The organism is Pseudobutyrivibrio ruminis CF1b, from assembly GCF_000424005.1.
Classification (GTDB): Bacteria; Bacillota; Clostridia; order Lachnospirales; family Lachnospiraceae; genus Pseudobutyrivibrio; species Pseudobutyrivibrio ruminis_C.
The window spans coordinates 230308-254949 of sequence record NZ_AUJB01000010.1 but is presented as its reverse complement, the minus strand read 5'-3'; the positions used below and the strand labels follow the sequence as shown (position 1 = coordinate 254949).

General features: G+C 38.9%; 17 protein-coding genes. 3 read left to right on the top strand and 14 right to left on the bottom strand.

The annotated features are described in order from the left end of the window. Window position 1 precedes the first annotated feature (1 nt). From G592_RS0109725 to G592_RS0109680, 10 genes are all read right to left on the bottom strand, one after another. Entirely contained in the window at window positions 2–880 is an 879-nt protein-coding gene (locus G592_RS0109725) for an ABC transporter ATP-binding protein (protein ID WP_028247655.1), read from the bottom strand. A gap of 18 nt (window positions 881–898) precedes the next feature. Next, window positions 899–1267, bottom strand: coding sequence for a GntR family transcriptional regulator (locus G592_RS0109720; RefSeq protein ID WP_028247654.1), 369 nt, complete (start codon window positions 1265–1267; stop codon window positions 899–901). Window positions 1268–1833: 566 nt separating this feature from the next. Further along, window positions 1834–2712 (bottom strand): hypothetical protein, encoded by an 879-nt coding sequence (locus tag G592_RS0109715; protein ID WP_028247653.1) that lies wholly within the window; start codon window positions 2710–2712, stop codon window positions 1834–1836. A 32-nt stretch (window positions 2713–2744) separates the two neighbouring features. Further along, a complete protein-coding gene (locus G592_RS0109710; protein WP_036952484.1) occupies window positions 2745–3125 on the bottom strand; it encodes a PH domain-containing protein in 381 nt (126 codons plus the stop codon). A 43-nt stretch (window positions 3126–3168) separates the two neighbouring features. Beyond that, window positions 3169–5418: a transglutaminase-like domain-containing protein gene (locus tag G592_RS17955; RefSeq protein WP_196801836.1), complete on the bottom strand. Its 2250-nt coding sequence runs from the start codon at window positions 5416–5418 to the stop codon at window positions 3169–3171. After that, on the bottom strand, window positions 5345–6415 hold the full coding sequence (locus G592_RS0109700) for a DUF58 domain-containing protein (protein ID WP_036952481.1): 1071 nt from the start codon (window positions 6413–6415) through the stop codon (window positions 5345–5347). The genes G592_RS17955 and G592_RS0109700 overlap by 74 nt, the downstream gene beginning before the upstream one ends. Next, on the bottom strand, window positions 6396–7334 hold the full coding sequence (locus tag G592_RS0109695; RefSeq protein ID WP_028247649.1) for an AAA family ATPase: 939 nt from the start codon (window positions 7332–7334) through the stop codon (window positions 6396–6398). The genes G592_RS0109700 and G592_RS0109695 overlap by 20 nt, the downstream gene beginning before the upstream one ends. A 145-nt stretch (window positions 7335–7479) precedes the next feature. After that, window positions 7480–8301 carry a CPBP family intramembrane glutamic endopeptidase gene (locus G592_RS0109690; RefSeq protein WP_028247648.1) on the bottom strand — a complete coding sequence of 274 codons (822 nt, stop codon included), beginning with the start codon at window positions 8299–8301 and terminating at the stop codon, window positions 7480–7482. Window positions 8302–8421: 120 nt separating this feature from the next. After that, window positions 8422–9486, bottom strand: a complete 1065-nt coding sequence (locus G592_RS0109685; RefSeq protein ID WP_196801835.1) for a sensor histidine kinase — start codon at window positions 9484–9486, stop codon at window positions 8422–8424. Window positions 9487–9886: 400 nt separating this feature from the next. Next, a complete protein-coding gene (locus tag G592_RS0109680; protein ID WP_028247646.1) occupies window positions 9887–10606 on the bottom strand; it encodes a LytR/AlgR family response regulator transcription factor in 720 nt (239 codons plus the stop codon). A gap of 296 nt (window positions 10607–10902) precedes the next feature. Between G592_RS0109680 and G592_RS0109675 the strand changes: the two genes are divergently transcribed. From G592_RS0109675 to G592_RS0109660, 3 genes are all read left to right on the top strand, one after another. Then, window positions 10903–12285: a condensation domain-containing protein gene (locus tag G592_RS0109675; protein ID WP_028247645.1), complete on the top strand. Its 1383-nt coding sequence runs from the start codon at window positions 10903–10905 to the stop codon at window positions 12283–12285. Between the two features lie 13 nt (window positions 12286–12298). Then, window positions 12299–12538 (top strand): acyl carrier protein, encoded by a 240-nt coding sequence (locus G592_RS0109670; RefSeq protein WP_028247644.1) that lies wholly within the window; start codon window positions 12299–12301, stop codon window positions 12536–12538. Window positions 12539–12617: 79 nt separating this feature from the next. Beyond that, window positions 12618–14174, top strand: a complete 1557-nt coding sequence (locus tag G592_RS0109660; RefSeq protein ID WP_036952478.1) for an AMP-dependent synthetase/ligase — start codon at window positions 12618–12620, stop codon at window positions 14172–14174. Here the strand turns inward: G592_RS0109660 and G592_RS0109655 are convergent. The 4 genes from G592_RS0109655 to G592_RS0109640 all read right to left on the bottom strand — a co-directional run bounded on the left by G592_RS0109655 (window position 14142) and on the right by G592_RS0109640 (window position 24637). After that, window positions 14142–14717, bottom strand: a complete 576-nt coding sequence (locus tag G592_RS0109655) for a TetR/AcrR family transcriptional regulator (protein ID WP_036952475.1) — start codon at window positions 14715–14717, stop codon at window positions 14142–14144. The two genes, G592_RS0109660 and G592_RS0109655, sit on opposite strands and share 33 nt — an antisense overlap. 79 nt (window positions 14718–14796) lie before the next feature. Next, the gene (locus tag G592_RS0109650; protein WP_028247641.1) at window positions 14797–16479 is read right to left on the bottom strand and encodes a phospho-sugar mutase; all 1683 of its coding nucleotides are present in this window, start codon (window positions 16477–16479) and stop codon (window positions 14797–14799) included. A 199-nt stretch (window positions 16480–16678) separates the two neighbouring features. Next, window positions 16679–22654, bottom strand: a complete 5976-nt coding sequence (locus tag G592_RS17060; protein ID WP_081660376.1) for a DUF5695 domain-containing protein — start codon at window positions 22652–22654, stop codon at window positions 16679–16681. Between the two features lie 30 nt (window positions 22655–22684). Beyond that, complete coding sequence (locus G592_RS0109640) at window positions 22685–24637, bottom strand: glycoside hydrolase family 127 protein (RefSeq protein WP_028247640.1); 1953 nt, start codon at window positions 24635–24637, stop codon at window positions 22685–22687. Window positions 24638–24642 lie beyond the last annotated feature (5 nt).

Genomic DNA, 24642 nt, shown 5'->3' with positions numbered 1-24642 from the left:
GCTATGCCTCCTTTCTGCCATCTACGCACATAGCATAAAAGAGATTCTGGAGTGCAACCGGCTCAACCTGAACGTCTTCTCCAAAGCCAGCAACTGGTTCCTCAGCAAGGACTGTAACCACCTTATTTCTGCCGATGCTCTCTGGATGGTAAACCTTATATCCATCAGTTGCCTTATCTACATTCACATCTTCGCCACTTACTCTGTATGCTCTGCTTAAGAGATCCTCAGTATTTTCATTTAAAACAATCTGACCATCATCGATGATAATTACTTTTTCAAATAATGAAGCTGCCTCTTCGATAATGTGTGTACTGATGATAAATGTACGACCTGTCTGTGCATACTCATCAATTACAAGCTTGTAGAACTGCTCTCTTGCCACAACGTCAAGTCCTGCAACTGGCTCGTCAAGGATAGTGATGTCTGCCTTGCTGGCAAGAGCGATGATGATTGTAAGAGCTGAAAGCATACCTTTTGAAAGCTTGCTTACTTTCTTCTTTGGATTAAGGTTGAATAATCCTACCAACTCTTTTGCATATTCCTCATCCCAATTCTTATAAAAAATCTTTGCTGTTCCAAGATAATCCTTAACCTTTAATGTGTTAGGGCCAAACATGGTAACCTGTGGAATCTCTCTTGAGTAGCAGATGTGAGAAAGAGCTTCCTCATTTTCCCATACAGGCTGACCATCTAATGTAACTGTACCTTCTGTGGCAGGATTCTGAGCTGTAAGAATTGAAAGAAGTGTAGTCTTTCCAGCACCGTTTCTACCAATCAGTCCGTAAATCTTTCCTGTTTCAATATCGATATTTACATTCTTAAGAACTGTATCCTTGCCATATTTCTTTACAATATTTTTACCTGATAATGTTCCCATATATTTTCTCCTTTTATTCTAAAGCTCATTAGTGTCATCAATCATTTTCTTAAGCTCTGCCTTGTCGATTCCGATAAGCTTTGCTTCACTTATGATTTTCTTAACATAATTCTCATAAAAGCTTGTTTTTCTAGTCTCTTGTATTGTTGCCTTAGCCCCTTCACACACAAACATACCTATACCTCTCTTTTTGTACAAAATACCTTTGTCTACCAGAAGATTAATTCCCTTAGCTGCTGTAGCCGGATTAATCTTGTAAAACTTTGAGAGCTCTGTGGTGCTAGGCACCTGCTCTTCTTCTCTTAGAATGTCCCTTAATATTTCATCTTCAATCATCTCGCTGATTTGAAGGTAAATAGATTTATCTTCCCCAAGATTCTCTATCACATTTCCACCTCCTTTAGTCCGTCGGTTAATTACTTGTGTAATTAACCATAACACCGAAGTTGTATATTGTCAATACAATTCCCGAAATTCCTTAAGTGAAATTTCCGAAATTTTTAAATATTTATAACACTTTCAAGGTCTAAGTCATCTGGCTTAGACCTTTTTTATCAGCAGGCTTTATCAGGTCTTACTTTTATCGCAAATTAACGATAAAATACTACTTCAGCATATATGCTGTGATAAATCGCGCCTATTATTGCACTATATTTATCACAGATTAAAGAAGATATGCAGGCTGTAAGCATTGCTTGCGATAAAAATCACTTCAAAATTGGCATAATATGGCATATTTTTATCGCAAGACTTATGTTCAAACCGCTATTTATCGTTTTTATGCGATAAATTACTTTGCAAATTATGCTCTTTTTATCGCACAGAAATCTATAAACCTTATATATCCATTATTTTGTGATAACTACATGTACAGGTGGCTCCACCACAGTCTCATTTTAATCCTGCTTGAAAATAAAAAAGAGATTCTAGCCAATAACTAGAATCTCACATTTCTATAAATCTATAATTTCTACATCTATCTCTGAATTATCCTCTACAGGCTTTGGGCGATTTTGTCTTCGCTCCCTTCTTTCCCTAGGTGGTCTTGATGATTTCTTTGTACCATCCAGCTTCTTCACCTTCTTCTTGGCTACCAGTCTGGCAGGGATAAAGTGTAATACAAAAATTACAACTATCATGTACAGATGGGTGAAGAAAATATTGGTGATGACTCCGTTATGTTTAAGAAGATATCCTGTGGAATATCCGTAGGCACATAGGATAGACAGGTTAATCAGCGCCATAATCATGATAGGAATATTTGCAGCTGCATTTTTAATGCAGTGAAGGAAATCCTTAAAGCTGGCATCGAAATATACGAATCGTCCAATCATAAGAGTAAGGAAATAAGCGATAAGTGTATCGTAGTTATTACTCTCATAGATAAACTTGAGATAACAAAGAATCAATATCATATATCCCATTCCAGTTAGTCTGATTGATGCCATCGCATCTCTGTCCAGATGCTTTAATCTAACAAGAACATGATCGCAAAATGAATTAAGCAAAATGGAAATAATCATGAATATTAATAACAGGTAATCTTTATAGGAATCCCATATTTCTTTAAAGGGCCCTGATTTTAAAAATAATGTAATCAGGAAGTACACTGCCATAAAACCAATGATGCTTCCACCTGAGAAAATCAACTCATAGTATCGCTCTGATAATGAGAAAAACTCCTGCTCAAAGAACTCGGCATCTTTACTTTTACTCTTAGTATAAAAATAGAAAACAATATGTACAGCTGAAATAAGTACCGCTGTCAAAAGTAAAAAAATTATAAATTGTGGCATCTGAAAATAGTGTGCCACGTATTCACTGTAACTCATTTAATAAAACCTTCTTTACTATTTAGTCATTATTAGGCTTCATCATTATCGTCTTCGAAGTCCATGTCGCCGCCCATATACTCACGGCCAACTACTCTCTTGGCTTCGCGCTGCTGTTCTACCTGAACAGAAAGCATCTCCTTTACATTTGCTGAATTCTTGATATTTCTGATTTCGAATGTTCCAAGATTCTTGTCAGATGAACTTACGTAGATAGAGCCTACGCCAAAGATTCTCTGACCAAGGCTTCTCTTTAGCTGAAGATCAAGGATTCTATAAAGTCTTACCTCGTTCTGTGTAAGATTTAAAAACCCTGTTTCTACAAATAATCTGTCCGCACTCATGCTGTATTTTGTAAAGCTAAGTGGAAGACCTAAATGTCTTTTTCTATCATGCCATAAAATGTCTGCCATTATTCTCCTCCTAATCTAAACATTAATTATTTATTCATTATAATCATTTGCTTTTCCTATGACAAATTGCATCCCTAACGTCCTTTGCCAGAGTTCCCTCTGCTTCTGAGACCTGTCGAATACTTTCCTGACCATAGACTGTTCTGTAATATACTTCAAATGTGTTCTTCACATCTTCCCTCAATTCCTCCGGAGCCAGGGAGATATAATCTGTCAAGAGACCTCTGTCATTTACTGGTTCTAAAGATTGTTTTACAAGCTTATCCTTAATAAGCTGCACATCCATTTTGATTCTGTCTTCTGGCGTAGCCATCCTGTAAATCAATCTTCTTATCAGCGCAGCTCCCGCAAGGATAATAAGAATAAGCAGTGCTATGCTAAGTATTACAAGACCGAAAATTTTGATTAACTGTAAACCATCATTTCGATATGTTTCCTGCTCTTCCTCCACTTCAGGAATATCTGGCAAAACTGGCACTTCCACCTGATTGTCAGTCGCTTCTACTTCAGCTGTTCCCTTTCTATGCCAGGTATATTCTGAAGCTGTGGTGTATGCGCTTGTTGGCTCAAATGGAATCCAGCCTATGTTTTGTATATACGCCTCCGGCCACACATGGGCGCAGTTTGCCTCCACCACATAGTTCTCCTGAGTTTCAAATGGGAAACTGTAGCGATATCCAATTACAGGTCTGGCTGGTATCCCTGCTGCCCTTAAAAGCATTACCATTGATGAGGTGTAATGAACACAATAACCTGACTCAGTTTCAAAGAGAAATCTATCTGCGATATCTGCCATTCCCTCAGGTGTGCTCATATCAGAGTCTGGGTTATGCCCTCCCACTGCTTTGGTGTTGTATGTATACTGTCGAAGATAACTTTCGATTAGCTTTGCTTTGTCATAGTCATTATCTGCACCAGCTGTAATCTGATTTACCAGATTCTCCATTCTGTCAGTGACACCTGCTGTATCTCCATATATCTGGTAAATATCACTTTGGTTTACATAGGCTTCATACTCATCAGCATCCATCACATCATATAAATCCTGATTATAAAGAGCCAGATAGTATTCACTGGCCTCAGCATATGTCATTGGATTTCTATCAATGAGAGCCCCACGAGGATTCTGATACAGTTCAATCAAATTAGGGCTGCCATAATCTATATCCAGATACTTGGCCTTTATTTTATAACCCTTTCTGTGCCTGTCATCACTGCGTCCTTTTTCTATGGCGCCATCCTGATTGGATAAAACGAGAGCACCTGCTGGAGCAATCTCATCTGCAGTATCAAGGTATACGTACTCCACGTCCAGCTTGGAAATCTGAGAAAAGACCTGTGCCTCTTCCTTATCCACACCATTATCTTTTAAAAACTGAAGCCACTCTACAAGGGCTTTTCCATCTACTCCTCGCCCTCCAGCAAGATAAAGAGTACGTCTCATTTTCATTTTTTGACCTGTTTCCGAATCCGTATATACGAAGTAAGGTCGTTCCACAGATTCCAAAACAAGCTGCAGCTTATCTGAGTTTGAAATCCTTCCTCCTGTGGCATTAAATGAACCATATCCAACGGTATACTCACTGTCACCAATCACCGAGCACAGATAATATGCTGTTGCATCTGCTGCATTTCCAAAGACTCCCTCTATTCTGGACCAGTCTATAGGGTCCCTATTCATAGGTATAAAAAGCAGCACCAGACCCAGCATCAAGAAATAATGAAATGGAAATTCCCCTTCTATTTTTCTCCAAATAATATTCTGTAAAGCTGAGAATGTCAGTACAGCCAAAGCCACAAAAAGCAATTTATCAAGAAGCTTGTCGCCCCAGAAAGATGTCCAAAAGATACGTATATACAAAGCTGCACCATCAAGGACAAAACTTCCAAACAACAGAACTTTTTCTCTGGCTGGCATATAATCAAAAATGATTCTTATAACCACCGCCACAATCACAGCAACGGCTATATTGCTCCATTTTTCATTTACTTTCAAAAGGAAAAACATAAGAGTAGCAGGGACCAGTGAAAACAATGGAATCGCCCTGCTCTCAAGAAGTTCATAAAAAACAAATTCAAGAACGGCAAAACAGAAAAAGAAAAATATGAACGCAAAAACAAAGCTACTCCTGTTTAGGTCGTAGCCCTCGCCCTTAGTAAGCAAAAAAATCTCCAGACATATGGTGATTAATGCAAATACAAACAGATGAACTTTTTTCTCAGCCGCAAATAAGGCAGCTACTTTCTCCTTCACCAGGATCTTCTCTGATGATAATCCAGGTATCGTTGTCATTGACATTGTTCCTCCGCTCTGCCACCAGCCTCTGAATCTCATTAAAGGCTTTGTCCGAGCCGTAAAAAATACCATCTGCTACTATACTGTAAAAATCCATAAAGCTTTCGCGGGAATCTACTGTAGACTCCTTAACATCGCCAGATGGATAAATCAATCTAACAGGTACTCCCTGTTCTCCGAAGTGCCATGCTGCCGACACCACAAACTCCAGGAAGATATCACGCTTTTTCAGATACTCCAAATCCTCTCTGCTCTCTGGAGGATTGGCTGCATCCATCAAAATTGTTACCGTCCTCTTTTCCATCTTCTCAGGGAGACGAACCATCAGCTCATTATGCTTTGCTGATACTTTCCAGTTTATTGATTTTAAAGAATCTCCACTTTGATATGCCCTCATATCGCTTCCAGGAATATCCTCGTAAAGCCGGTTACTCTTTAGTCCTGTATTGTTAATAAGGTTCTCAATATCCAGAACCTTTGTGGCTACGTCAGTTATCTGCGGCCTAACAATAGCCCTGAAATTGTACTGAACATCAAGTTCCACGGTATACATATAAAAGGGATCTGACAGGGAAATTCTGTCTATTCCAATGTCATAGGCACCTGCATATTTACAGGTAATCCCAGACAGTAGCTCCTTCTTTTGATGATTATCAAGAGATATCTGCTGACCATTTTCAATCTCATACAGACTGCATCTATCATCCAGGGTATACATTCCCATACGATGAACCGGAAGAATCCCCGAATTTTCAAAAAGTACACGGTACCTGTGCTCCTCACCTTTGGTAACCTTATAAACCTCTATCTCCTGAAATATATTTAGAAATCTATAATTTAATATGGTGTACAAAATAGAAACCGGAATTACAAGCAGCATTCCATAGAGCCATGCAAAAGAAACAGGCCCTCCATAATAGCTGGCAAAGACAATGCTTAATACCAGTCCTAAAAGATATGCAATTACTCCCCGTTTATGAATTCGAACTCTCATTACATCTCACCTGCTCAAGAATCTTCCTTACCAAATACTCCTTAGTAGTGCGGCTAAGTCTTGCCTCGCTTGTAAGAATAATTCTGTGAGTCAATGTGAGTGTGGCTGCCTCCGCAATATCCTCAGGTACGCAATAATCACGGTCTGCCATGAAAGCCAAAGCCTGTGCACATCTAAGAAGTGAAAGCAGAGCTCTTGGCGAAGCACCGCAGGCAATTTCAGGATTAGTTCTTGTGGCCTCCACAATCTCTACGGCATATCGTCTGAGATTATCCTTGATAGATACGGCGTTTACCTGCTTACGCATCTCATTTATATCTTCCCCTGTAAGAACAGGCTTAGTTTCATCGTGGAGCTGTCCCTCAAGGAACCTTTTGACCATATCTTCAGAGGCATCCTGATTTGGATAGCCTACGCTAAGTTTAATCATAAAGCGGTCGAGCTGAGCCTCTGGAAGTGGATATGTTCCTGCCATTTCCACAGGATTCTGAGTACCAATTACCATAAATGGCGATGGAACTGGAATGTCGTTTCCATCTATTGTAACCTGCTGTTCCTCCATTACCTGAAGTAGGGCAGACTGAGTTTTTGGGGATGTTCGATTGAGCTCATCAACAAGAACTATGTTGCTGACAACTGGACCTGGCATAACTTGAAAGCTCTGGTCTTTAGAATTGAAAATAGAAACACCGGTAATATCCGATGGCATTGTATCCGGAGTACACTGAATTCGCGCAAATGATAAAGAAACAGAATCCGCAAGCGCCTTTGCAAGTGATGTCTTTCCCACACCTGGAACATCCTCTAGCAGCACATGTCCTTCAGCTAGAAAGGCGGCAATCAACTTGTCTATTACTTCACCTTTTCCGACGATACGCTGTTCCATACTCTCTTTGAGAGCAGCAACTTTCTCATTCATTATTCTAATCCCCCTGGTAATTTAATACTTTTATTATAGTATTATACACTATTCTCCCAAAATGTATATTTAAAGAATATTCTAAATTCTTATCAAAATAAAAAAAGACCCTCCCATATCAGGGAAGGTCCGGATACCTTATCTTTTATTCATTTCCTTCGCGTTTTGCGATAGCTCTTATTACCTTACGGCTAAGGAAAAATGAGATTATAGCCAAAATTCCGTAGAATACGACTGCGAAAATCATTGCTCCGGCGTTCTGACGGCTAGTTTCAGCTGTCTCTGCCAAATCCATTCCCATATTCTGTAGTGTCTTCTGAGCCAAAAGCACGATTCCAATATTAGAAGCATTAACAAGAAAATGCATGATAATTGAAGTGAAAATACTTCCGCTGGCTTTGTTAACATATGCAAAAATGATGCCTAGTACAAGTGTGTAGCAGAACTGATTAATATTTAAGTGAAGTAATCCAAACATTACAGCAGAAATAACTGCAGCTGCTGCGAATGGAACTGTTTTCTTTAATCTATTTGTGAAAAATCCTCGGCAGATTATTTCCTCTGCTATAGGTGCAAAAACAGCCATCGCAATAAATGATGCCCCCATAGAATCTCCCATTAAATTATCCATGTTCTGGATAAGTACGTTTGGAACAACAAGCTGAGACAGCACATTTGCAAACATATACATTGGTGCACTTACAATTGATAAAAGAATTGTAAAGAAGAAAGTGCTTACCTTAATTTTTCTAAAGCCAAAAGCTTCTGCTGTACAATCGCCCTTCTTTATCGCATATACAATAACTGGTACAAGTAAAAGAATGTATATTAAAGCAGCCTTAGCAATAATTGGCATATTAGGCGCCAGATTAGGAAGAGCATATGAAAGCCCTATCATAATTGCCAAGTCTACCGCATATACGATAATTAATTTTATCAACTCTGATTTGTTTTCTGTTTTATCCATCTTTATTTTCTCCTTCTTGTTTACTAACTATAAACATGGTACAGTGCACAAAATAAAAACTCAATCAATCTGTTACCAACAACATTTTTATGTGTTAAACGACACAAAAATAGAGGCGGTTTATACTAACGCCTCTACTTTTACCAAATCTCCGTCCATTTTTATCTGGAAATCTCCATCATATTTATCAATTACAGCCTGAATATTACGCATACCATATCCTGGAGCCTTATATTCCCGCTTTGTGGATAACAGCACACCATTTTTATATTCCAATGAATGAGTAGTTGTATTTGATGAAATGATACAAAGATTCTCGTTAAATGGCCACGACTTAATCTCTACCTTTCCACCACCTCTATTTGCTTCAATAGCATTCTTGATGATATTGAAGGTTATAATACAAAGATCGTAATCTGATATCTTCTTTTCCTTTGGAACTGTCATTCTAATATCCAGGTCCACATCGCTGTCATTTGCCATGCCTTTAAGCTGATTGAGAACCCCATCAAGAGCTGGATTTCCTGTGTATGCTACTCTTGCAAAGGAAGCCGTATCAGTTAAAAGATTATCACAATAATCTTTAACCTTTGATACATCTCCCTCCTCAGCAAAACCTGATAAGGCATTTAAATGAGCAATTAAATCATGTTTAAAAGCATGAAGCTTCTCTTCACTCTTAATGACTGTATCCATCTGTTCACTTTGCATTCTAAGCAAAAACTCATTCTCTTCTGCTATTCTTTTTGCATCATCGAGTCTTCCTTTTATAACACTCAAATAAAATGCAAGAATACAAAGAAGAACACATGCGCCAAGCATTGCATTATGAATTAATTTACTGGCTCCAATCCCAATATATGTAGTATTGGTATTAAAAAACCGCTGAATTTCTCCCAATAAAATAAACAAACATACAGAAATAATATTCAAAAAAATTATCTGTCCAACAGAATATTCATGTTCTGCACCCTGAATTGGATGTATGAAATAATATGCTACCGAAAGGAGAATGAAAACCACTATACTAACAAAGGCACTATATCCATTTTTTCCCATAATTACTTTGGCAAAGCTCAATGTTGGGATAAAAATAGTCTGAGCAACTGACAATGCAACTAAGTTGGGCAAAAACAGAGCCATCCATTTTTTCTTACTACCTGCCAAAAGAAAAACTACTGGCATCAAAAACACAATTCCTATTATATCTCTTATATTATTATCATTAATAGGAAAAACAATAAGGGTCACACTAGTCACAAATACTGCAATATATATTAATGATCTTGTAATAGTGAATTTTAATCGGGCCCCCATCACTATCATGTACGTTAACAAAAGGGAACTACAGTCTATTAACAAAGCAAGTCCCCAAAAGTGCTCATTTAATACCATTTCATTACTCTCCATAAAACTACCATTTCCGTTTCATGATAGCAAATATATAAAAAAAAGAGAAGACGAACACCTCGTCTTCTCTCTTTCTTTTTTAGCCAAATAAAATGTCGAAAATACCGCCCCAATTGATGTACATTAATGTTGCCATTTCATTATCCTCCTCTTTAAAATATATATTATTATAAAATTAAAACCTTGCTTGGGCAACACTTAAAGCAATGGCCCTATATTCTGATTTAAATGAATTCAAATAACTTCTTCCAATTGAAATCTGTACATTATTCGACATTGCTACTAAGGATCTGTCACACTTTTTTATGTCATAGGCATTTACAATATATGATTTGTGAACCCGTATGAATGTATCTCCTAACAGCTTCTTAAAATATGATAAGGAGCTTCTGATTGCTTTTATAGTTTTTCCATCAACGCAATAAAAATCGCAATAATTGCCTTCAGCTTTGATAAAGCTAATATCTGATTTTTTGACAAAAATATCTTTAGAAATTTCAATAAGAATGTCATCTGTATATTCATCAAATGCATTTTCTACTCTTTTTTTTACATCCTCATATTTAAGAGGCTTCAACATAAATCCAATTACCTTTGCGCCAAAGGCTTCCTGCATATTTTCATAATGGCTGGTTTCAAAAACAACTCGCTTAACCTTGTCATTTTTTTCCAGCTGAGACTTGATTTCAACACCTGACATTCCTGGCATTTCTACATCTAAAAACAATAGCTCTATTACTCTGTCGTTATTATCAATCCAACTAAATAACTCATCACCATTTGAAAAAGTAAGAGTCTCATATTCAGTATTTTTATTTTCTAAGGCCCTATCTATGAACTGAGACAAACCACTCTGTATCATTTGACTATCATCGCAAATGGCTATAGTAAACATTAATATTCCTCCACCACATAATTCAAGTAATCAATTTAATATTAACCATTTTAATGCTTATCTGCAATTTTAATACTAAATCACCACTTACCACTCTTCAATATCTATGTGACAAGTTGCAATTTTATGTGACAAACGACATTCATTACTTAGCCAATATCAAACATATTTCAATAAAGTGTCTGATATCTCTTGTACAATTTATTCCAATCTGTCCGTTAACTACTTCCCCCTATGGTACATACAAAAATGCTGTGCTATTTTACTGTGAAAAGAATTGATGTGGAGGGGAGCTTATGAAAAAATATCCATTAACTGCTGCACAAAATATGCATTACCAGTGGATTCGTAAATACGGTACACAGCAGGTCTCTGGTCTAAGCATAGTGGCATCATTACAGGCTGACCTTGATTTTACTCTTTTAGAAAAATGCATTCGCATGGAAATCAAGCGCTACAGTTGTATGCGTGTTCAATTTACAAAGCCTGATTCCAACGGACACATAAAACAATATATCTCTTCGGCCGGAACCTATGAAATTCCACTGAAAGATTTATCAGACATGACAATGGAAGAAGCAGATAAGACCATGCAGTCATGGGCTTATAAAACAATAGACGGTGATGACATCCCTATGTTTGAAATCTTTATGGTAAAGCTTCCAGAAGGTTACCGTGGTTTCTTCCTTCATATGGATCACAGGCTCATAGATTCCTGCGGAGTGGTGGTCATGACTAATGACATCATGTCACTCTACACCCATTTTAAATTTGGATCAGAAATGCCGGAGGATTTAGCAGATTTTGAAGAGGTTCTGTTAAAAGATTTGTCTAAGACCAAAAATGAGAAACGATTCCAACGTGATAAAAATTTCTGGGACAACATTTTAGATAAGCTGGGGGAACCAATTTATTCCGATATTCAGGGACCTCTCACCTTGGACAGAGCCCGCAGGAAGCACAATAATCCAAATCTTAGAGCTGCTGATATTGAGCTTAAAGATTTATTTGTGGCTGTTGAAGACTACAAGTTAGACCCTGACTCTTCGCAAACTTTGTATAATTTCTGCCAGAACAATCAGATTTCCATGACAAATCTTTTGCTTCTGGGGATGCGTACATATCTTTCAAAAGTAAATAATGGGCAGACAGATATTTCCATACAAAACTTTATTTCCAGACGTTCTACTCAGGATGAGTGGACCTCCGGTGGTAGCCGCACCATCATGTTTCCTTGCCGAACAAAAATCAGTCCTAACACAGATTTTCTTTCGGCAGCTCAGGAAATACAGGATATGCAAAACCAGATATATCTTCATTCCAACTATGACCCACAGCTGATATACGACGAGATCAAGAAGCGCTATCACACACCAGATAATACCACCTATGAAAGCTGTTACCTTACATATCAGCCCCTGACTGCCAAAATGGATAATCCTTATCTGAAGGACATTCCAATGCATTCAAAGTGGTTCGCCAATGGGGCTGCCACAAAGAAGATGTATCTTACCGTTTCACATACCGAGGATGGTGGAATGAATTTCTCATATCACTATCAGACAGCGGACTTAAATGAGAAACACGTGGAATTATTCAACTACTATCTTATGAGAATCATATTCAGAGGTGTTGAGCAACCAAATCTCACAGTAGGTGAAATTATGGCAGCAGTGTAAAGGAGGATTAAATATGAGTACAAAAGCAAAATTTTTGAAATTGGTATCACAATATAGCAAAACATCACTTGATCAACTTAGTGGAAATGCCAGATTCCGAGAAGACCTGGATTTCTCTTCCCTTGATTTCATGTCCTTTCTCGGCGAACTGGAAGATGAATTCGATGTGGAACTGGAGCAGGATAAAATCATACAGATTCGTACTATTGATGAAGCACTTTCTATGATTCAGGAGTTACAGGAGGTGGGCTAATGAAGCTACTTAAATGGATTTGGTATAGATTTTTTGATAAGACCGGAAAAGCATTCTCTAATTTGATGGAGGTTTCATAATGGAAAATCTTAGAACTCTCTGGGACAATACTGCTTCCAACTTTCAGGACCTGACTGCTGTAAGATGGCTTGATAAAAAAGCTGTCTGTGACACTACCTATGGTAAGCTCGATGAGCGAATTAGAAATATCCGCGCAGGCCTTGCCGCAACAGGATTTTCAGAAGCCCACATCGCTATCATTGGTGAAAGCAGCCTCCAGTGGATTGCCAGCTATCTTGGTATTGTCACTGGTACTAATATAGCAGTTCCTTTAGATGCATTACTTCCACAGGAAGACTTGATTGATCTGATTAATCGGGCTGACTGTCAGGTTCTTTTCCTTAGCCCCAAGCTTATCTCCCTTGCTGAACCTATCCTGCAGTCATGCCCTAAGATTAGTCAGATGTGGCTCCTTCAGGATTCCTATGAGCAGAATATTCCTAATGCTAAAATCGGTGTTCTCTCTGAGCTTATTGACCTTGGCAAAGGTAAGCCGGATGTAAATGGAGCCAGCCCTGATTCTATAGCCACCATCATCTTCACTTCAGGTACCACCGGAAAAAGTAAAGGGGTTATGCTCACCCAGCGAAATCTTTTTGACAATGTAAAAAACGTGGATTATGAAGAGTCTCCTGGCTGTGTCATGATGAGTGTTCTTCCAATCCATCACGCCTACTGCCTTGTTATGGACTGGCTAAAGGGCTTTTCGTTGGGGGCTATCGTATGTATCAATGACTCCTTCATGCACATGGTCAGAAATATAAGTATTTTCAAACCAAAGGTAATCCTCATGGTTCCCCTTATGATTGAATCTATCTACAAAAGACTTTCAGCCATTGAAGACCTTTCTCCAGAAATGATTTATGAAACAGTATTTGGTGGAAATCTCAAAATAATTTTTACTGGCGGAGCTCATCTGGATCCGTTTTACATTGATGAGTTTAAGAGATATGGTATAGACATTTACGAAGGCTACGGTATGTCCGAGTGTTCCCCTGTAATCACCACTAACACTGTCGATAATCATAAGGCCGGCTCAATTGGAAAGCCCCTTCCTAATGTTGAAATAAAATTTGTGGATGGGGAAATTCTTGTAAAAGGCACAAGTGTCATGAAGGGCTATTACAAAATGCCTGAAGAAACTGCTGCTACTCTTGAAGATGGCTGGCTTCACACTGGCGATAAAGGCTACCTTGATAAGGATGGCTATCTTTTTATCAACGGTCGTGTAAAGAATCTAATCATCATGTCCAATGGAGAAAACATATCTCCTGAGGAAATTGAAAATAAGCTGGCTCTGAGTCCGCTTATCGCAGAAGTTATTGTAACTGGAAACAACACTGGTCTTACAGCAAACATCTATCCAGATGAGGATTATGCACAACGACAGTGTCTGAATCCAATAGATATCAACAAAGAGCTTCAGGATTATATTGATAAATATAATAATGGCCAGCCAAGCTACCGACATATCACTAATCTGGTAGTCAGGACTGAGCCATTCATTAGAAACACTACTGGCAAAATTAAAAGAAATGATCCATCAATTCTCCATGAAGGGCAAAACGCCGTTTAGGAAAACTGAGGTCAGAATATCAGCTATTTCTTCAGCGGGAGTCTCACAGGCTTCCGCTGTCCATTTGTGTAGCACACCCAACGTTGAGCCGATTGTGGCAGCTATCATATAAGAAAAGTGCTGTTGGTTGCCAGTGCGCACTGTTTCACTCTGACTTACATTAGCTACATACTTGTGAAACATCATCATGGCTTTTTCCAAAAAGCGGTCACCTCTTGGGCTGTGAAGAACACTGGCCAGAAACTTGTTTTCCTTTGTATAATTACAGATTGCAAGAAAGTAAGAATGGCAAAGCTGGTGGTCATCCTTTGGATGAAAGCTTTCCATAAGCTGAAATATATCATCAATTGTCTTGTCCTCAGCCGCCGATAAAAGTGCCGGAACATTCTCATAATGATTATAAAATGTGCTTCGAACAACACCTGATTTTTTCACCACATCAGAAACAGTGATTTTTTCAAATTCCTTTTCACTGCTAAGTATAAAGAAAGAATCTATTATTGCCTCTTCAGAGGTAGTGTAGCGCTCATCTAATTCGTTCATAACTTTCTCCCTTACGTGCAATTGCTGATACAAAAAAACCACCCATTAGGCTTGTTGCCGTAACTGGGTGGTCATTTTTTTATTTGAATATAGGCTTTAAAGCGTCAGCAAGCTTGTCCTTCATAGCCTCTGCCTCAGCAAGATCCTTACCCTTTGTAGTGAAGTAAGCTTTGATCTTTGGCTCTGTACCAGAAGGGCGAACAACTACTGTACTTCCATTCTCAAGGCCATAGATAAGAACGTTTGCTGAAGGAAGTCCTGTCTCAGCTGTGTTCTTGTAATCTGTAACCTTAGAAACTGCGATACCTGCAAAATCAGCTGGTGGGTTCTCACGAAGTGAGCTCATGATACCAGCCATTGTATCCATACCTGAAAGGCCTGGGAACTCGAATGAGTCTACCTTGTTGAGGTAACGGCCGTACTCAGCATAAATCTCCTCAAGACGCTGCTTAAGTGAGCTTCCGATGCTGCGGTAGTAAGCTGCCATCTCGCAGATAAGCATAGAACCAATAACAGCATCCTTATCACGAACGTAAGGACCTGCAAGGTATCCGTATGACTCTTCGAATCCGAAGATAAATCTATCAACTTCTCCATCAGCCTCAAGACCGGCAATCTGATCACCAATCCACTTGAAACCTGTAAGAACTGAACGAAGCTCTACCCCATAGTGCTCTGCAACTGCATCAGCAAGTGGTGTAGAAACGATTGACTTAACTGCAACTGGGTTCTTTGGCATTGTGCCCTTCTCGATACGACCTGCTGCGATGTAATCAAGAAGAAGAACACCAACCTCGTTACCAGAAACAAGCTCATAGCTTCCATCTGGACACTTCATAGCGATACCAACACGGTCTGCGTCAGGATCTGTAGCAAGCATAAGATCTGCGCCCTCTGCCTTTGCAAGCTCAAGACCAAGCTTAAGAGCGTCAAAGATTTCAGGGTTTGGATAGCTACATGTTGTGAAGTAGCCGTTTGGATACTCCTGCTCTGGAACGATAGTGATATCTGTGATACCGATATCGTTAAGAACACGTGTAACAGGAACTAAACCTGAACCGTTAAGTGGGCTGTAAACAAGCTTAAGACCAGCTGTCTTGCAAAGACCTGGACGAACCTGTCTCTCCTCGATTGCTGCATAGAATGCATCCTTGCAATCATCACCAACGAACTTGATAAGTCCCTTCTCAACGCCCTCAGCAAATGACATAACCTTTGCGCCTGTAAGGACATCTGTCTTCTGAATCTCAGCATAAACGATAGCAGCTGCATCATCTGTCATCTGGCAGCCATCTGGACCGTATGCCTTATAACCATTGTATTTTGCAGGGTTGTGTGAAGCTGTCACCATGATACCTGCATTGCACTTATAATAACGTGTTGCAAATGAAAGTGCTGGAACTGGCATAAGTGCATCGTAAATACGAACATTAATACCATTAGCTGCAAGTACACCTGCTGCTGTCTTAGCAAATACATCGCTCTTAAGACGTGAGTCATAGCTGATTGCAACTGTCTGATTGCCACCCTGAGTCTTAACCCAGTTAGCAAGTCCCTGTGTAGCCTGACGAACAACATAAATGTTCATTCTGTTTGTACCAGCGCCAAGAACACCACGAAGGCCAGCTGTACCAAAAGCAAGTGCTACAGCAAATCTGTCTTTGATTTCTTCTTCATTTCCTTTGATTTTTGCAAGCTCAGGCTTAAGATCACAGTCCTCAAGGTCTGCGGCAAGCCAACGCTCATAATCTTTCATATACATAATCTTCATCTCCTCGTTTTCTTCTACTTAAAAAACTCCTTTAATTTTAAGTTTTCCGGTTAGGCATGTCAACCTAAGTAATGTTAATTATTTTTTGTATAGGCTTTTTATTCATTACTTATTTGAGATATTAGATATAGTGAACCTGCAATCTGAAAAAGACCTATTTGGCATTTATCACCAAATAGGTCTTTCTATATTACTTATTGCCCTTTTTCAATATCTTTGCGAATACTACATATCCGCCACTTACAAGAATTAGTGCCAGTGCAACGAGTATTAATATCAGAATTGCATTACTATCTTTTTTCTCGCCTGTAGTAGGTGTTTCTTCATCAGATATGATTTCTTCTGATTGCTCATTATTCTCGTCTAATGTGCTCTCAGCCGAATCTTCCAATGTAGAATCTTTACTATTTTCTAATTTCTCATCTACGCTGCTTTCAGCTTCGGGCTTTTGCTTAGAGCTATTAGCTGCCTTTACCTTATCAGTTGTTTTAGCAACTTTATTGTTTCCAGCAGCAGGCACCTTAGGAGTATCAACTACTGTGATGTCCTTTGCTGGGCTTACAGCTTTGTTTACCTCATGATTAACTGGTGTGGTACCAGTGCTTCCACCTTGCGATGGCTTGAAAGGATTAACTGGATTAATGATAGGCTCCTTTGTTTTGTCTTCTTTTATCTTGCCCTTTGTTAATTCATCTGTAAGTTTAACATATCCGCAGAAGCCTCCTGCCATGTCAATAAAGCTTACTCCATCCACTGCTGCAAATACAGGATTTGGATTGTAGCTATAGCTTGAATCATATCCAGTATCATTGATATCCTTAACTAATCTAGCTTTCTTATCTAATGACTTTTCCCCAAAATCATATTCGCAAAGCTTTTCAGGTAGCTTATCACCTTTTGCAACCTTAATCTTAATATCATCAGATGATGAAAGTTCTCCATCTGAGACTGTAAGTGTAAGTACATAGTTACCAGCTTGATTAAAGCTTACATCAGTGATTGCCTGATTATCCTTGTCTATAGCTACTGCTGCATTGTTTGGCTTGCTCTTTACTGTCCACTTGTATTCTAATGAAGAATTAGGATATCCATCATCAATAGCAGATGCTCTTAGTCTTGTAGTTGCAACAGCTCCTAAAAGTAAGTTTGTTCCTGTAGCTACTTCTAATTCTGTCAGCTTTTCCTCTGGCACTACTTCATCTGTTGTAACTTTCAGCTTAGAATCCTCTGCTGTGACAGATTCAACTTCATCTGTGTTTTCCTCTGTTGTTTCAGCATCTTTTTCAGTAGCTTCTTCGGTAGGTACTTTACTAGCTTCTTCGATATCAGAGTCTTTCTCTTCTTTCTTTTCTTCTGACTCCACATCCTTTTCTAGCAATTCTTCCACATCTTCCTTTTCTAGCTCTTCAAGCTCTTCTTCCACTGGCTCACCACCTAGGACAGCCCATTCAATTACACCTACACCAGAGTTATTAGCTTCCTTCTTATTTAACTGAATCCTCAATCCATCAGTCATAACAGGTTTGAAGGATGTAACATTATATTTATCAGCTTCAAGGCCATAGCCTGATGCATCCTTTACTTCTTTCCAATCATCACCGTCCTTGTAACTAATGGTATAATTCTTAGGGAATTGAATTCCCACTACTTCCTCAGAATCATTATCCTTCCAGAAGTAAATAGCTGATTTGCTAATGCTTATCTTTTTATCCCAGGTGTATGTAATGGTCTCGTATTCTGATGTGTTACCCCACGAACCATAGGCACCAGTAGCTGGTTTTTCCATTGATGCAGATGATGAAACGCCATCATTTACTGCACCTAATGTTTCCCAGCTAGAAACATAGCTTGTTGAAACTGAAGCATCTAAAGCCAGATTAGTATCCATATCCAGGGAATTAACTGCACTATTAAGTCTGTCGGCAATCTCATCTAATTCTTTTTGAGACACACCCATCTTTGCAACCAATTCCTTAGCCTCTGCCAAAATAGACTTCATATCAGCATATCCTGATTTAACAAAGAATGGATCAATCTTTTCAGCTCTTGAAATAGCACTATTTAATCCAGACTTATCAACAGCGCCTTCCTTAAATCCGTATACTTTCCACTCAATTACACCACAGCCTAATGTCTTAGGATTAAGAGTCATTCTAAGTGCTGTTGTTTGAATAGGTTTGATTGTTGTAGTGTTGTATTTATCAAGTTCTGTTCCAAGACCTTCTACTATATCGCATTCCTTCCACTCATCACCCTCAAGATACTCCAGCTTTACAGCTGCTGGTGAGAAATTACCACCATTATCCTTGAAGTAATATGCGTCCTGACCTGTGATGATAACCTCATCATCCCATGTGTATGTTACCCATGCTGGTGCGCCCTGAGCGCCTCCTAACCAGTTGTGCCATACACCATGTGAAGTATCGTTTGATGCCGATGGGTCATAACCATCATTTAAACCAGCTACACCACCTAAATCCTGTGGAGTGTTTACGATAGCACTAGGTGTTGCATACGCTGCAAGATTTACCTCTTTTCCATCAACTACAACAACATTAGCTTTGGCCTTAACTGTAGATTTATCTACTGAACCTTCTACAGTAAACACGCCCTTAGCACCATAAGATTCTGCAGATACTTCATCCCATTTCACTTCCACATTTCTATATACGCCATCTGAATACAGGGCGCTAACTTCTTTCGGAAGTTTAGGTGCTTCGTTTATCTTAGTTACAACTGCTGCATCCTTTATAGATACAATTTCTCTATCCTTCAAATCTCCAAAAAGCTTTGAAATCTCTTCTTCATCAAATGCTTTTGAATACATACTAAAGCCTTTGATTTTTCCATTTAGGAAGCTAATAGATTCCTCGTGAGAGCGTCCCAGATAGTTTCTTTGAGCATCTCCTAAATCTGAAAATACAAAGCCTGAATCTAATGTAGCAATCTTATCTCCATCAAGGTAAGCAGCAATATTTCCATTATCATTTGTTAATACTAATTTCTTATCATATTCTGGTGCTATCGCATATACGGTATCCACTGTTTTCAGCTTCTTTGACTTCATATCAGTAGCAGCGATGCTTAACTGATTATTTCCTTTGAAGCTCACATACAAGTAGTTTTCATCTAAATCACCAAATTCGATAAGTCTTGTTCCATTCTCCTGATTTGCAGAAAGATTGAAGTCAATGACTATTGTAGCCTCATCTATTCCATCTACTTCTGGAAGATATGTTTCAATATCATTACCTGCATCTACAATTGGAGCTGTGTTCTTTGCAGCTGCTCCAATCTTAAATTCAACCTCTGATGTATCTTTCTTTCCAAGAGGAACTGACACTGTCACAGTCTGATTCTTTGCTGCCTTAAATGTTCCGCGCTCTTTACCATCAACAAGAATGGTGTAGCAACCATCTGCAAATCCTGTTAAGTTAATATCTGTATTATGCTCTGTCTTTTCTAAATTTGTTACAGTAAGCTTTACATCACTGCAATCCTTAGTAATTATCGCATTTACGTATCTGTCTCTATCAAGCTCTACATAGCAACCATCATCTATCAGGTTTAATCTGGTGTTCAATCCGTCAAGCGGCTTTATAGAATAGCTATCTCCATTATCAGCCACATTACAGCCGTAACCAAATAAACCAAATACTGGGTCTGTTGCTACATCTGCGGAAAGAATTTGAAGCGCTCCAAAAAGTCCCAAATCTGCTTCACCAGCCATCTGTCTCCAGCCGTTGTGAATCTTTCCACCGCCAGTTCCCTGTCCGCCTAGATTTCCCATTTCACTTTGATAAGTCCAGGCAACGGTACCTATATTTTCTGGGTCAGCATCTATCTGACCTGAATTGATGCATGTAAGATTTGCAAGCTTTGCAGCATAATTAACTCTTTCTGCCTTGGCAGAATCTACTGAATTTAATCCATTATTTTCAAGTCGCAAATAATCATCCATGCAATATCCTGCAAGTGCTGCTGTATACTGGAAGTTCCACCAGCTTTCGCCACAGATAGTGGTAGGATTAGCGTAGTGATACCATACAGGCTGAAGACCTCTACATGCTCTAGTCTTCAAATCAATTTTCTGCATCATGCTAAGGGCATTTGCCTCATCTGTTCCCAGATTAAGCTTTGCCAGCGTATAAACAGCTTCCTCACCTGTATTATCGTATGAATACTCTGAGCCGTATGGATATTTTGTGCTAGAGAAATTCTTATATTTTCTTACCATAATATCTTCAATCTCAGCAGCCTCATCGGTATATCCTTCTGCTTTTAATGAACCGATAATGTCAGGGGTAGTAAGCTCTCCCATTACACCTGTTGACCAGTTGTAATACACCCCGTCTGTATAAAGAGCCTTCATTATGTTGTATGCTCTAAGTAGATAGGTATCTTTATCTTCAATGTACTCTACAATGTCAGGATATTTGCTGGCAATCTTGTACATTGAATAGTAGGTGTTGTAGATGTGAGGATATGCATAGCCACGGTATGTAGGAGTATCATTGGGTTCCTTCATTTGGAAATCGTGGATAAGGTAATCCTCCTGATGCTCCTGCATAAGTCCATGCCATATAGCAGTATCCAGGTATTCATCAATTGCAGTTATTTCCTTTTCTACTGGGATGTAAACATTCTTTTCTGCGATATATTCACCGTGGGTCAATCCCCAATCATCGCCCCAACCCCAATAGCCATTGAAAACACCGCGCTTTGATTTGGTGTCCATCATCCAATCGTCAAATACCTTATCATAAAGCTCTCCTTCGGCATCCCACTGGGTTTTGTCTATCATAAACTGAGAGTGAGTGTTCAAAGCCTCGCTTACATCATCCATGATATAGAACTGCAGCTCAGTTTCCTTTGTTCCATTGTCATAGTAAACCACTACATCATTCTGACCTAAATCATCAAAGGAAATATCGTATATATGATACTGTTCTCCATCGATTAGCTTTGTAGATTCGTACTTTGCATAAGTGCCAGCTTCGCTTTTTTCACATGGAAGATTGTTGCTGACACTATTCTTATTATCATCAAATAGATTCAACTCATGAGGACATTTGATATTTACCTTCAAATCCTTAGCAGCATATTTTGTATGAAGATACATTTTGGCTGGCATATTCTTGGCAAAGGTCATACCTGGAACAGCTACTGCATCTATAATTCCCTCTTCATAAAGGGTAGACTTCATATCCTCTTCATTATCAACTGGACTAAAATCAAAAGAATACTTCTTTGACTCGCCTTTCTTTAACTTTAATGATGTGTTATCAAGGTAACCACGATTAGTTTTCTTTATAACATCTGAATGAATATAGAAAACATTCAGGCCACTGGCCCATCCATCCTGGTCCTGACACCATGATTTTTCGTTAGCTGCTCTTTCCTCTACTCTCCAGTGATCCTGATATTCAAAACTGGCATCCGTTGCGTCATCTGGAGTAAGTAATACATACTGTCCCTGTCCACTAGGGCGTATAGCATATATGTATGAAGAATTCTTTCCCACAAAGCTGTGGTCTACTACTCTTGTTTCGTAGATTTCATCTCCACCAGACCAGTATTCGTTAAATGTAATAGGAAGTCCTAAATCTCCTACTGTAAGAACTTCATCGCTCTTGTTTTCTATTTCGATATCCCACTTTATCCTGTCATTAACAAGAGTATAGGTTTCCTCTACCTGATAACCGTTTATTCCTTTAGCTTCAGTTGCCTTTCCGCTGTATGTAACTATTACCTTGTTATCATTAAGCGTGATGGTTCTATCAGAGTCGGACTGGCTTGTGTATCCTTCTTTATATTCACCATCACCAAATTTAGTTGCAAGCATCAGCTCACCCATCCATTGGTGGGTGCTGCTAGCCCCCTGAGCAGGAGCATTTTCTTCGTTCATCACATAGTTTGTAGGATATTTATCTCCCACAATATACAGCTTCCTAATCTGGCCGTATTTACCTATGTTTACAGAGAAATAATCATTGGATAATGTGTAGCTTCCATCTGCTTCCTCTGTCGCCTTTGTTTGACTTGTTGCCTTATCTTCCTTAGCCAGCACATCGATTGTCCCCATACTCCCTGGCAAAGTTGTAAATGCTGTAATCGTAGCCAGTGCAAGTGACAGAACCTTTTTCTTCATTCTCGTGTTTGACATTTGTCCCCCTTAATTCTCCTTTCTACTACATTAAAACTTCTCCTTCATCCAAACTAACATCTCTTCATTCTTCTGTCTGTTTCCCCAATAACAATAAGGGATGGCTGTTAATTTCACCTCCTCAAAATCACTTTCCACTTCACCATATAATTTACCAGAATCCCATCCTTCTTCTTTTATCCTTTGAGCGTTGAATGTTATTCTAGTTGTTCCCCCTAAGATGTTATTGTCAAATTCTTCCTGCAGCTTTGTTTTACCGGACACAAAAATGTTGGCTAGATTATCCCCATTATCTACCTGTTCTAAGGCATACACTAATGGTCCTTTCATGATTGCAAGCTTGCCTACATCTGCTCTAACCTTTGGATTTGAATGTACAAATCTTGCAGGCATATCAAACTCAAAGCTTACATCCATACTTGTACTAGACAAGGTTATGTTGATGTAGCCTTTATCCTGTTTCATATCAAGCCCTGCTCCGCTAACGCTGATTTTTGGATTCTTTGCATAATATGGAATCCTTAGTGCAAGCGTTCCTTTCATTTGTTCATCTGATTCTACATGAACTGATACTTTGCCATTCCAAGGTATTTCGCTTTTAATATCAAGTCTGACTTCCTTGCCTGAAACCTCTGCCTTTATCTTAGATGAAACATACATATTCAAATAAAGCTTATTCTTTGATTTATATGCTATATACTGTCCCAAAGATGCAAGTGTTCTAGCTATATTAGGTGGGCAGCAGGCCACGCCAAACCATTTCTGTCTCTTGCTCTTTACATGAAGTCTTGAAGTGTGGTCCATACATGCAGCTGGCCAAACTTCCAAAGGATTTACATAGAAAAAGCCTTTTCCATCCATAGCAATTCCCGACAATACTGTGTTATATAATGCTCTTTCTACCTCATCAAAATATGTAGCTTCCCCTGTGATTTCACCCATTCTTTTTCCAAACATAGCCAGTCCGATGGATGCGCAGCTCTCAGAATAATTACAATCATTTGGCAGATCATAATCGGTTGTAAATCTTTCCAACCAACCTGATGAGCCTATGCTTCCTGTGACATACATTCTTCTGTGAACTATATCATCCCAAAGCACCTTGCAGGCATCTAACAGTTCCTTATCATCTGTTTCTACAGCTACATCTGCCATAGCACTATACAAATAAGCTGCTCTAACAGCATGTCCCTCTGCAGTTTTTTGCTGTCTTACTGGAAGATGGGACTGACTGTAGCTAGGATCATAATTTATGAATTCTGGAAAGATTCTCTCATAATCTTCCTGCTTTTCTTCTTCAAGAAAATAGTTATCTCCTACACCTCTTATATCAATAAAGTGCTTTGCCAAATCCAGATATTTTTTCTCCCCCGTCACTCTGTAAAGTTTTACAAGGCCTACTTCTACTTCTGGGTGTCCAGGGTATCCGTGGCATTTACCTTCTTCCTTACCAAAAACATCACATAGCAAGTCCGCCAAGCGGCATACTACGTCTATAATTTTTCTTTTGCCTGTAGCTTCATAATAAGCAACTGCGGCTTCCATAAAATGGCCTGCAGTATATAATTCATGGCCTTCACATAGATTCTTCCATTTTTTATCCGGCGCATTGATGATAAAGAATGTATCTAAATATCCATCAGGCTGCTGCGCCTTTGCGATTAAATCTATAGCTTCGTCTGCCATAGCTTCCAGCTTTTCATCACAGCCATAGGCTGCCAGATAAAATCCAACAGCCTCTAACCATTTTGCAAGGTCCGTATCTTGGAAAACTGCTCCCTCAAATTTCCCATTTGATAAACCTGCCGCTATCTTAAAATTTTCAATGCAATGACTGGTTTCAACATCCTCTAACCTGTCATTTAAAACATCCCACTGATATGGAATGATTACTTTTCCTACTAAATCTCTGTACTTATTCCAAAACTCATCAGTGATTTTTATGTCGCTGATTGGAATTGATGAATTTGCATTATATTTCATTTATT

What these genes read in the sequence shown, in the direction of transcription:
- G592_RS0109725 (WP_028247655.1), bottom strand. Translation starts at nt 880, where the DNA reads ATGGGAACATTATCAGGTAAAAATATTGTAAAGAAATATGGCAAGGAT.
- G592_RS0109715 (WP_028247653.1), bottom strand. Translation starts at nt 2,712, where the DNA reads ATGAGTTACAGTGAATACGTGGCACACTATTTTCAGATGCCACAATTT.
- G592_RS0109710 (WP_036952484.1), bottom strand. Translation starts at nt 3,125, where the DNA reads ATGGCAGACATTTTATGGCATGATAGAAAAAGACATTTAGGTCTTCCA.
- G592_RS17955 (WP_196801836.1), bottom strand. Translation starts at nt 5,418, where the DNA reads ATGACAACGATACCTGGATTATCATCAGAGAAGATCCTGGTGAAGGAG.
- G592_RS0109700 (WP_036952481.1), bottom strand. Translation starts at nt 6,415, where the DNA reads ATGAGAGTTCGAATTCATAAACGGGGAGTAATTGCATATCTTTTAGGA.
- G592_RS0109695 (WP_028247649.1), bottom strand. Translation starts at nt 7,334, where the DNA reads ATGAATGAGAAAGTTGCTGCTCTCAAAGAGAGTATGGAACAGCGTATC.
- G592_RS0109690 (WP_028247648.1), bottom strand. Translation starts at nt 8,301, where the DNA reads ATGGATAAAACAGAAAACAAATCAGAGTTGATAAAATTAATTATCGTA.
- G592_RS0109685 (WP_196801835.1), bottom strand. Translation starts at nt 9,486, where the DNA reads ATGCCAGTAGTTTTTCTTTTGGCAGGTAGTAAGAAAAAATGGATGGCT.
- G592_RS0109680 (WP_028247646.1), bottom strand. Translation starts at nt 10,606, where the DNA reads ATGTTTACTATAGCCATTTGCGATGATAGTCAAATGATACAGAGTGGT.
- G592_RS0109675 (WP_028247645.1), top strand. Translation starts at nt 10,903, where the DNA reads ATGAAAAAATATCCATTAACTGCTGCACAAAATATGCATTACCAGTGG.
- G592_RS0109670 (WP_028247644.1), top strand. Translation starts at nt 12,299, where the DNA reads ATGAGTACAAAAGCAAAATTTTTGAAATTGGTATCACAATATAGCAAA.
- G592_RS0109660 (WP_036952478.1), top strand. Translation starts at nt 12,618, where the DNA reads ATGGAAAATCTTAGAACTCTCTGGGACAATACTGCTTCCAACTTTCAG.
- G592_RS0109655 (WP_036952475.1), bottom strand. Translation starts at nt 14,717, where the DNA reads ATGAACGAATTAGATGAGCGCTACACTACCTCTGAAGAGGCAATAATA.
- G592_RS0109650 (WP_028247641.1), bottom strand. Translation starts at nt 16,479, where the DNA reads ATGTATATGAAAGATTATGAGCGTTGGCTTGCCGCAGACCTTGAGGAC.
- G592_RS17060 (WP_081660376.1), bottom strand. Translation starts at nt 22,654, where the DNA reads ATGTCAAACACGAGAATGAAGAAAAAGGTTCTGTCACTTGCACTGGCT.
- G592_RS0109640 (WP_028247640.1), bottom strand. Translation starts at nt 24,637, where the DNA reads ATGAAATATAATGCAAATTCATCAATTCCAATCAGCGACATAAAAATC.